This is a genomic window from Frankia sp. AgKG'84/4, assembly GCF_023242965.2.
In the GTDB taxonomy this organism is placed as follows: domain Bacteria; phylum Actinomycetota; class Actinomycetes; order Frankiales; family Frankiaceae; genus Frankia.
In genome coordinates, this window is sequence record NZ_JALKFU020000175.1 from 1 (window position 1) to 9,315 (window position 9,315).

12 protein-coding genes and 1 pseudogene are annotated in these 9,315 nt (G+C 69.6%); 2 read left to right on the forward strand and 11 right to left on the reverse strand.

The features are described 5' to 3' along the window. The 4 genes and pseudogenes from MXD58_RS12945 to MXD58_RS12960 all read right to left on the reverse strand — a co-directional run. Positions 1-359, reverse strand: a pseudogene (locus MXD58_RS12945) (helicase-associated domain-containing protein); the annotation flags it as partial. Positions 360-591: 232 nt separating this feature from the next. Further along, positions 592-2,277, reverse strand: a complete 1,686-nt coding sequence (locus MXD58_RS12950) for a CocE/NonD family hydrolase (protein ID WP_248839781.1) — start codon at positions 2,275-2,277, stop codon at positions 592-594. A 244-nt stretch (positions 2,278-2,521) separates the two neighbouring features. Beyond that, entirely contained in the window at positions 2,522-3,712 is a 1,191-nt protein-coding gene (locus MXD58_RS12955; protein ID WP_250609352.1) for an RNA polymerase sigma factor, read from the reverse strand. 8 nt (positions 3,713-3,720) lie between these two features. After that, positions 3,721-4,128, reverse strand: coding sequence for a YciI family protein (locus MXD58_RS12960; RefSeq protein ID WP_248839783.1), 408 nt, complete (start codon positions 4,126-4,128; stop codon positions 3,721-3,723). Positions 4,129-4,307: 179 nt separating this feature from the next. On the opposite strand from MXD58_RS12960, the gene MXD58_RS31100 reads away from it, so the two are divergent. Further along, positions 4,308-4,685, forward strand: coding sequence for a ClpX C4-type zinc finger protein (locus MXD58_RS31100; protein WP_284678285.1), 378 nt, complete (start codon positions 4,308-4,310; stop codon positions 4,683-4,685). A 97-nt stretch (positions 4,686-4,782) separates the two neighbouring features. Here the strand turns inward: MXD58_RS31100 and MXD58_RS12970 are convergent, their stop codons facing one another. From MXD58_RS12970 to MXD58_RS12980, 3 genes are read right to left on the reverse strand one after another with little or no spacing between them, the layout of a single operon-like run. Next, complete coding sequence (locus tag MXD58_RS12970) at positions 4,783-5,115, reverse strand: hypothetical protein (RefSeq protein ID WP_248839784.1); 333 nt, start codon at positions 5,113-5,115, stop codon at positions 4,783-4,785. Next, positions 5,112-6,110, reverse strand: a complete 999-nt coding sequence (locus MXD58_RS12975) for an EndoU domain-containing protein (protein ID WP_248839785.1) — start codon at positions 6,108-6,110, stop codon at positions 5,112-5,114. Before MXD58_RS12975 ends, MXD58_RS12970 begins: the two co-directional genes overlap by 4 nt. Positions 6,111-6,113: 3 nt before the next feature. Beyond that, positions 6,114-6,695: a hypothetical protein gene (locus tag MXD58_RS12980; protein WP_250609353.1), complete on the reverse strand. Its 582-nt coding sequence runs from the start codon at positions 6,693-6,695 to the stop codon at positions 6,114-6,116. Between the two features lie 10 nt (positions 6,696-6,705). Here MXD58_RS12980 and MXD58_RS12985 point away from each other — a divergent pair, with 10 nt between their 5' ends. Further along, positions 6,706-6,843 (forward strand): hypothetical protein, encoded by a 138-nt coding sequence (locus tag MXD58_RS12985; protein ID WP_248839787.1) that lies wholly within the window; start codon positions 6,706-6,708, stop codon positions 6,841-6,843. A gap of 92 nt (positions 6,844-6,935) precedes the next feature. Here the strand turns inward: MXD58_RS12985 and MXD58_RS12990 are convergent, their stop codons facing one another. The 4 genes from MXD58_RS12990 to MXD58_RS13005 all read right to left on the reverse strand — a co-directional run. Further along, positions 6,936-7,268 (reverse strand): hypothetical protein, encoded by a 333-nt coding sequence (locus MXD58_RS12990; protein WP_248839788.1) that lies wholly within the window; start codon positions 7,266-7,268, stop codon positions 6,936-6,938. Between the two features lies 1 nt (position 7,269). Then, entirely contained in the window at positions 7,270-8,058 is a 789-nt protein-coding gene (locus MXD58_RS12995) for an EndoU domain-containing protein (RefSeq protein WP_248839789.1), read from the reverse strand. Between the two features lie 267 nt (positions 8,059-8,325). Beyond that, entirely contained in the window at positions 8,326-8,910 is a 585-nt protein-coding gene (locus tag MXD58_RS30305; RefSeq protein ID WP_284678286.1) for an NADPH-dependent FMN reductase, read from the reverse strand. Positions 8,911-8,971: 61 nt separating this feature from the next. Next, a partial coding sequence (locus tag MXD58_RS13005) for a WD40 repeat domain-containing protein (RefSeq protein ID WP_248839790.1) occupies positions 8,972-9,315 on the reverse strand: 344 nt, incomplete at its 5' end.

The window sequence follows — 9,315 nt, forward strand, 5'->3', positions numbered from 1 at the left end:
ACCCGGTCCCCGGCCGTGCCGTCGGGTCCGTCGGCTGGTTCGAGCCACCCGAGGCCGCGGGCGACCAGGTCGGCGGCGACCCGTTCGACGGCGTCCACCGGCGCGCCGAGGAACGCGGCGATGTGCGCCGGGGTCGGCGGGACGGTCAGCAGGGCCGCGGCCATCCCGACGCGCAGGCAGTCGCGGTCGAGCTCGGCGAGCGCGCGACTGAGCGACTGGGGGCTGTCCAGCCGGTGGGCGAGCTGGTCGAACCCGCGGGGAAGCGGCCTGATCAGCAGGTCCGGCCGGGCCCGGAACAGCGCGACCAGCTCCGCGTCCGGCAGGTGCTCCAGGCGTGCGGCGAAGGCATCCGAAGGCATCGCCACCATTGTCCAACCCCGATCGGCTGGGTTGACGACGGCGTCGGTCGGATCACTGGCGGACCACAGACTCGCTGTCACGGCGTGCGCCTAGCCGGCGCGCGTCCGTAACCGATCCTTGCCACGTGGTTGGGCCCGGCTGGTGGCCAGACCGGGCCCAACCCGTCACCGCGCGGCGCCTCCCGGGATGTTCGTCACGTCCCGGGACGCCTGTCACGTCGCGGAAGGTTCGTCAGTCGCCGGGAGCGATATCGGCGAGGGGAAGTTCCAGGTAGGACGCGGAGCCCTCCGGTGAGGAGAGTTCGATCCTGCTGCCGGGGACGGTGTCGTCGGCGAAGAAGTCGTCCTTCGTGTCGATGACGAGGGCGATCTGGTGGCTGGCGGGAAGGCGGTAGTCGGCGGGCTGGAGCTGGATGTCGATCGTGCGCGCCTCGCCTTCGCGCTCGTTGAGCAGCGTGTACGGCGCATTCGTGATGATCTTCGCCTTGCCGGTGCCGGGGGAGACGTCGAACAGGTGGGCCACGAGGGTGGCCGCCGCCGCCGACGGGCGGACCGTGACGCGCAGCCGGATGTTTCCGGTGAGCTGGCTCTGCGCGGCGAGCGGCTCGGTCACCCAGACGGCCGCGTCCCGCCTCGAGATCGACGCGGTCTCGTACACGGCCGGCGCGCCGAGCCGTTCGAGCATCCCGGTCTGGATGAGCTTCTCGGCGATGTCGGCGGAGGTGTCCGTGCCGGCGTTGATGCTCGTCGTCCAACCGGACGCGGGGCGGGAGGTGAGCACGCCGTCCGTGGCGCCCTGGCGCGGCTGGTCGAGGTAGAAGCGGCGGGTCGGCTGGGTGTACGACTGCCAGTCGGCGGACTTGCGCAGATCGAACAGGTTGTGCATGTACTCGGCGTGGACGTTGCCGTCCTCACCGATGCCGTTGGACGTGCCGAGCAGGTAGTGGTCGAGCCAGCGGAACGTGGTGGCCGTCGGTCGGCTGATCCCGCCGAGAAAGCCGAGGATCTCGTCGCCGCCGTGGTCGCCGATCATCACCAGCAGCCGGCGTGGGCCTTGCAGCTCGTTGAAGAAGTCGACGACCGCCGGCACCGAGAAGATCGTCTCGTGCCAGTAGGTGCCGAGGAAGATCGGCACGCGGCGGGCGTTCAGTCGATCGACGTAGGTGTTGGGGGACCGGACCGCGGCGAATTCGAGCAGGCGGTCGATGTTCTTGTTGTTGCGGAAGTCGTCGAAGACGCTGCGCACCTCTTCGGACAGGTTCTCCTCGCCGAACAGCGCGACGAGGGCTTCGAATGCCTTGATGTGCCTGGTCTGGTTCTCGTAGAGCGACCGGCCGAGATCCGCCCAGGCGCTCTGTGCGCAGACGGCCTTCACCCGGTCGTCGTGCGCGGCGATGATGAGGCTCTGCCCGGCGCCGTACGACGAGCCGGCGAAACCGATCTGGTCCGGGTTCACCCGGTCGGCGTGGTTCTCCAGGATCCAGTCGATGACGGCGGAGCCGTCCGCCCGGTCCCGCGGTCCGGCGACGTCGATCTTCCCCGTCGACTCGGCCAACCCGCGCTCGCTGTAGGCAACGGCGAGATAACCCTTGAGCGCGAAGTTGAGCAGCATTCCCGGATAGGACCGCCAGCCGGTCGGCGCGAGCGGCGCCGGCATGACGACGACCGGGTGCGGCCCGGCGGTGAGCGGGACGAAGACACCCGCGTCGAGGTGCACGTCGGGGTCCGCGCCGGGAATCTTGACGGACGCGAACGTGCCGGCTCCCCGAAGTTGGGCGAACCGGTCCGCGGTGGCGGGGGAAAGCTCCCGGAAGTCGGCGCGGTCGAGGTTCTCCAGCGCCCGAACCTGGGCGTCGAGCGCCTCCCGGTCCTTGGGGGCGAAATCGAAAACGGTCGTTTGGTTGAGAGTCGTGGCCACGCGGCTTGTCTCCTTGCGAAAGTCGTGGAGGCCGGTACGCAGATCACCGGTGCTCCCGGTGATTCCGGAGCACGGAGCCGAAGCGTAGGGCGGGTCATGGCCGCGGCCGCCGAACCACGGACTTGACGCGTGCCGTTCGCGGACACCGGATTGGTCCGCCTTCGGCTTGTTGCGCACGTGCGCGCGGGTCGGCGCACCGACGCCCGGCAGATACGACGTTCGCCGGAATGTGGCCCCACCGGTACTAGTGATCGTGCCTGGTGTTGAGGCGGGCGGCCTGGCGGGTCAGGTGGTCGCGTTCGGCCAGGTTGGGGGCCTTGTGGGCGGCCTCGGCGTAGAGGCGGGCGGCGGTGGCCAGGTCGCCGTCGCGTTCGTGGAGGTAGGCCGCGACGGCGGTGTGGCGGGGCAGGGAGTCATCCAGGGTGGCGAGGGCGGCGAGGCCGGCGCGTGCTCCGTCGGCCTCGCCGAGTGCCACCGCCCGGTTGAGCCGGACGATCGGGCTGTCGGTCAGCTTCGCGAGTTCGTCGTACCACTCGACGATCTGGACCCAGTCGGTGTCCTCGGCGGTGGGGGCGTCGGCGTGCAGGGCGGCGATGGCGGCCTGGGCCTGGAACTCGCCGAGGCGGTCGCGGGCGAGGGCCGTCTGCAGGATCTTGACGCCCTCGGCGATCATCGTGGTGTTCCAGCGGGCGCGGTCCTGCTCGGCGAGCGGGATCAGGCTGCCGTCGGGCGCGGTGCGGGCGGTGCGGCGGGCGTGGTGCAGCAGCATGAGGGCCAGCAGCCCGGCGACCTCGGGATGGTCGATCGTGGTGGCGAGTTGGCGGGTGAGACGGATCGCTTCGGCGGCAAGGTCGACGTCGCCGGAGTAGCCCTCGTTGAAGACCAGGTAGAGGACCCGCAGGACGGTCGCGACGTCGCCGGGCTGGTCGAAGCGCACGTCGGCGACGGTGCGTTTGGCGCGGCTGATGCGCTGCGCCATCGTCGCCTCGGGGACCAGGTAGGCCTGGGCGATCTGGCGGGTGGTCAGGCCGCCGACGGCGCGCAGGGTCAGCGCGACCGCGGACTGCGGCGTCAGCGACGGGTGGGCGCACAGGAAGTAGAGCTGCAGCGTGTCGTCCGCCGCGGGGGTGGGCCCGGGGGCCGGTTCCTCGTCGAGGAGGTCCTCCCGTCGGCGGCGGGCGGTGTCCGCCCGGGTCGCGTCGAGGAACCGGCGCCAGGAGACGGTGACCAGCCAGCCCTGCGGGTCCCGCGGCGCGTCGGCCGGCCAGGTGCGAACGGCCTCGACCAGCGCGTCCTGCACGGCGTCCTCGGCCGCCGCGAAGTCGGCGCCGCGGCGGACGAGGATCCCGAGTACCTTCGGCGTGAGGCCGCGTAGCAGGGCCTCGTCGACCCCGGCGTCGTTCGCCGGGGCGCTGCCTGCCTCGGAGCTGGTCACCGGTGAGCTCACTCCGAGATGGTGGGGGGCTCGGTCATGAACGGGCGCAGCTCGAGCCACTCGTGGATCGGCCTGCCGCCCGCGCCGGGGGCCGCGGAGAGTTCCCCGGCGAGTTCGACGGCGCGCTCGTGGCTCTCGACGTCGATCGCCATCCAGCCGGCGATGAGGTCCTTGGTCTCGGCGAACGGGCCGTCGGTGACCGGCGGGCGGCCCTCGCCGTCGAACCGGACGAACATGCCTTCGGGGGCGAGCGCCTGGGCGTCGACGAACTCGCCGGTCTGCTCGAGGCGGGCCGCGAAGTCCTGCATGTACTTGATGTGGTCGGAGATCTCCGCGGGCGTCCACTGGTCCATGGGGATGTTGTTCACCGCGTCGGGGGCGCCGCGGTAGTGCTTGAGCAGCAGGTACTTGGCCATGGGGTCTCCTCGGTGCCGTGTTGCGGCCCATCCTGGCCGCGTTCATAGCAGGGACGGAGCCGGCCACGGGTTCTCGACATCCTGGCCGAAGATTTTTTCGGATCAGTTGTCAACGGCCACTGAGAGCATCATGTCAAGGCAACCTTGACGCGGTGCGACGTCAAGGCTAGCTTGACGCCATGGCGACTACACGGACCCCCGGGCCAGGCGAGAGCCGGCTGGAATCGTTGTGCTGCTCGTTCTGCACGAAGGACAAGGTCGCGGTGACCAAGCTGGTGGCCGGCCCGGGTGTCTACATCTGCAACGAGTGCGTGGACCTCTGTGTCATGATCATTGCCAATGAGCCCGCTCCTGCCTTCGGCTCCTGGGACGAGCGGCCGGACGACGACCTGCTGACCGGCCTGGCGAAGGTGCAGGCGGTGGTGGCCCAGGCCGACGCCGCCGTCCACGACTACGTGCAGGCGCTGCGCGGCCGGGGCATTAGCTGGACCCGGATCGGAGCCGTGCTCGGCGTGTCCAAGCAGGCCGCCTGGGAGCGCTTCTCCGGCGAGGACTGACTGTCACTCTCGTCCCCCGCTCGAAAGTCGGGTCTTGGCACCCGGCATCGGTCAGTCGACTTCCGCTCGCAAAGGGCCGGGCCGGACGACATCCGGGTCAGTTGGCTTTCTGTAGGAATGCTGCGTAGTCCTCGAGGAGTTCCTCGAACTCGGCGATCGTAAAATATACAGTCTTCCACTGGTCGTACAGGGACTCCAAGCGCACGAGGTCTCCTTCGCGTGTCTGCTCGGTGCCATTTCCGGAGACTGCTTCGAGTTCGCCCGATGAAACGCGGTGCCAGTACCGGAGATACTCCTCGACCGCACCCGAATAGTTTCCGACGTCCGATTCGAGGAAATCAAGGACCGCGTCTTTGGTGTTTTCGTCGAGAGTCGGCTGGATGATATCTATTCCTCGTCCCTTTCGAGGGATGAACCGCCATGTTGTCACGACTTCTCTCCACTGGTCTTCTCGGGAATGGGGAAGGCAGTCCTCAGGTCGCCCTGCGGTGACACGTAGAGTTGCATTTTTACGCCTTCATATGTGTGTCTGAGGCTGTCTCGCTCGATCTTCTCGCCCTTGGCGAGTGCCGGAGCCACCACATCCCGGTAGACCTGATCATACGCGGTTGTGACGGCCGTGCGGACCTTCTCGCCCGACCAGGAGTCGGGGAACATGGTGTGTAGTTCGGCCCGCTTCTCCTGCCATTCGCCGGTGGTCGGATGCCGAAATTCAGGCCTGGCCTGGTAGGTGCCGTTGTCCAGTACACGGTTGACTTCCGCGAGGCGTCGGTCGGGTGGAGCTTGCCCCTCCGGGGCGCTGTGGAAGCCGACCGGCGACCCACGTCTGTTCCATTCGCCATGGAGGATGTGCGTGTAGACCTTCTCGCTGATTTCGGGGGTGCGAGGAGTGGCCGCGTCGCGTGGGCTGGCAGCGTCCGCAGTGGTGGGGCGTTCGGCCTGCTGATGGCGCTGCGAAGCCGCATCGTCCGGAGTGGAGAGGAGGTTGAGAGCGCGGGCCTCCAGGCGGTCTAGCTTGCGATCGAGGTCGGTGGGTGGGCGGGTATCGAGGGTCGTCGACGGTCGGTCGGGGGATGGGGGCCGGTCCAGGCCGGCGGCACGGGACTCGAGTAGGGCCGCCTTTCGTTCAACTGAGGTGGCCGGGCGGGTGGCGGGCGGGGGGTGGTCGCCGGTGGCGTCGGGGCGGGGTGCCGGGTCACGTTGGTCGGTGGAGCTAAGACGCGCCGAGGGGATAGTGCCGGCTGAGGGATCGGCGGCGGCGCGTTCTGCGGCGCGGCGGTCGAGGATGGCGGCCTTGCGTTCGACGTTGCTGTCGTTGCGGGAGCCCGGATCGTCGCGCTGGGGCGGTGCGGGGCCGTCGGCTGGCGCAGCGAGTGAGTCGGAGGCGGGCCTGCCGGCCGGTCGCGATACATCGAACTCGGCCATGGTTCACACCTCGCGGCGCGTCCGCCCACCTGCCCGCACAGGCACGGAGGGCACTGCGGGGCTAGAGGTCATCGGCGGCCGGTGGCGTATGGGACGGATCGGGCACTCCTTGGCCGACGCGAGGACGAGACGACTTCGGAGGGACGATATCGCACGTAGCGCGACAGGATTGTGACTATCCGGCCATGGAGTGGTGACCTGGAGAATCGGACAGTCGCGGACGCGGGAAGCGCGGGCGATCAGCGATCGGTGGCAGCGGACGGCTGTTTCGCCCCCTGGGTCGGGACTGTCCGTGTCCCGGGCACGGGCGGCGAGGTGGTTGAGGACGGCGTGTAGGGCGGTTGTGAGGGCGGCGCGGACGGTGGCGTCGTGGACGAGGCCGTCGGGGCCGAGGGCGTCGCGGGTGACGGGGGCGGACACGCAGGCCGCGTCGAGGGTCTCGACGGTGACGTAGCGGAGCACGGTGGCGAGTTCGGCGAGGGCGCCGGTGCCGCGGCCGGGGGCGGCGACGTTGATCCAGGCGGCGGGCTTGCCGTAGAGGTCGCCGGTGCCGACCGTCCAGTCGGGGCTGACCGGCCTGACCAAAGTTCACGCGGTGGTGGCCCAGGCCGATGCCGCCGTCCACGACTACGTGCACGTCCTGCGCGGCCGGGGCATCAGCTGGACCCGGATCGGCGCCGTGCTCGGCGTGTCCAAGCAGGCCGCCTGGGAGCGCTTCTCCGGCGAGGACTGATTGTCTCTCTCGTCCCTTGCCGGGAAGTTGGGCGCCGGCACCCGGCGTCGGTCAGTCGACTTCCGCTCGCAAAGGGCTGGCCGATGGTTGGGTCAGTCGGCGTCTTTTACGAATGCTGCGTAATCATCGAGCAGCTCCTCGAACTCTGGAACGGTAAAATATACGGTTTCCCATTGCTCGTACAAGGATTCGAGTCGGACTCGATCTCCCTCCAGCTCCTGCTCCGTGCCATTCCCGAGTACTGAATTCAGTTCGCCTTCGCAGGCATTCTTCCAGCGCTCCCGGTACGACGCGATATTGCGAATCCCTCGCCCGATATCGGTGGTGAGGAAGTCCGTGACGGCATCCTTGGTGTTGGCGTCGATGCCGGGTGTCGAGACGTCGAGATGCGGGTATCCATCGGAGGTGAAGATCCATCTGGTCATTTTAGTTATCAGTCTCCTCGATGTTCGTTGGGAAGGCCGTTTTCAGTCTTCCGTCCTGGTCGACGTAGAGCTGCATGAGTAGTCCATTGTGCGACTCGTAGATCCGACCAGGCTTGAGCCCATCGCGAAGAGCCGGAGCGATATCCCGATCATACGCCTTTTCATAGGCGGACTGGACGGCGGTCCGTATATCGTCCGCGGACCACGAGTCCGGAAACATGGTGTGTTTCGGCACGTCCTTCCTGGCCCACTGGCCGGTGGTCGGGTGGCGAAACTCCACTTCCGCCGAGTACGCGCCGTTGGCGTCCCGAGTTCCCGCCGCCGTGATCCGACGGTCGGTTGGTGGCTGGCCGTCGGGGGCGCTGTGGAAGCCGACGGGTTTGCCGCGCTTGTTCCATTCGCCGTGGAGGATGTGTTCGTAGACTTTCTCGCGGATCTCGGGCGCGTGGGGGCCGTCGGCATCGCTGCGGGGGGTGTCTGGGCGTTCAGCGGGTGGGCGGCGCGGCGGCTCCGGGGCGTCTGGTGTGGACCGGCGGGTGAGGGCGGCGGCTTCGAGGCGGTCGAGTTTGCGGTCGAGGGCGGTGGTGGGGCGGGCGTTGGTGGGCGTCGGCGGTTTGTCGGTGGCGGGGGCGCGGTCGAGGGCGGCGGCGCGGTTGTCGAGGAGCGCGGCCTTGCGTTCCGGCTCGCTGCGGGGACTGAGGCCGTCGCGGGTGCCTGGGCTGGGGGCGTCGGTGGGCGGGGCGGGGGAGTCGGAGGGGTCCGTTGGCCGTGGGCGGTCGAGTTCGGCCATGGATCATGCCTGCCCGGGTGGCCGGGCAGGTGCGTGGGTGGGACGCGCTGCCGGGCGGGCGGCAGCGGGCGCCGCGCGGGTGATGCGGCCGGAGACCGTCGGCGGTCGGCGGCGGCGTGCGGGACGAATCGGACTCTCCTCGGCCGGCGCGGTGACTGGCGACGCGGGAAGGACGATATCGCACGTAGAGCGACAGGGCTGTGACTACCCGACAAAAGCGCGGTGGGCTGCGGAGACCGCGTCCGTTGCGGTGTGTTGCCTCGGTGGTCAGGAGCCTGCGGTGGTCGGCGGTGGGGGTTGCGCGCTGGCTGGACTCGTGAGGTCTCGGGCGGCGAGGTGGTTGAGGATGGCGTGTAGGGCGGTTGTGAGGGCGGCGCGGACGGTGGCGTCGTGGACGAGGCCGTCGGGGCCGAGGGCGTCGCGGGTGACGGGGGCGGACACGCAGGCCGCGTCGAGGGTCTCGACGGTGACGTAGCGGAGCACGGTGGCGAGTTCGGCGAGGGCGCCGGTGCCGCGGCCGGGGGCGGCGACGTTGATCCAGGCGGCGGGCTTGCCGTAGAGGTCGCCGGTGCCGACCGTCCAGTCGAGCAGGTTCTTGAAGCTGCCGGGCAGGGCGCCGGCGTACTCGGGGGTGCAGAACAGCACCGCGTCGGCGACGGCGAGGGCCGCGCGCAGCGCGCCGACCGCGGGTGGCGGCGCGTCGTCGTCGCCGGGGACGAACGCCGGCAGGTCTGCCAGGCCGCCGTACACGACCGCGTCGACCTCCGGCGGTGCCAGCGCGGCGAGTGTGCGCAGCGCCGCCGTGTTCGTCGATGCCTCGCGCGTGCTTCCGGAAATCAGTAGCAGCCGCATGGTTCCATCCTGCGCCGGCGGCGCGGGACCGGCCGTCGATGGTCGGCGGGACGACGGGCGGTCATGCCCCCGGATGTGGTGCGGACAGCGGCGGGAGCGCGCCCCAGGTTTCGATGGGTAGCCGCACCAGCTTCCCGTCCTGCGGCACCAGCCAGCCGAGCCATCGCCACGCCCCGCCCGACGCACCGAGAACGACACCGCCGTCGGCTGTGAGGGTTACCAGCTCGCCATCTGGAAGGTGTACGAGTTGCCAGCCCACCGGATGTCCGGTGGTGGCGTTCCAGATCCGCGCGGTGTGGTCGTAGCTGGTGGTGAGGATGTGGGTGCTATCGGGGCTCCACGCGCCGCCGGTCACCCAGTTGGTGTGGCCGGTGAGGGTGAGGTGGTGTTCGCCGGTGGTGGCGT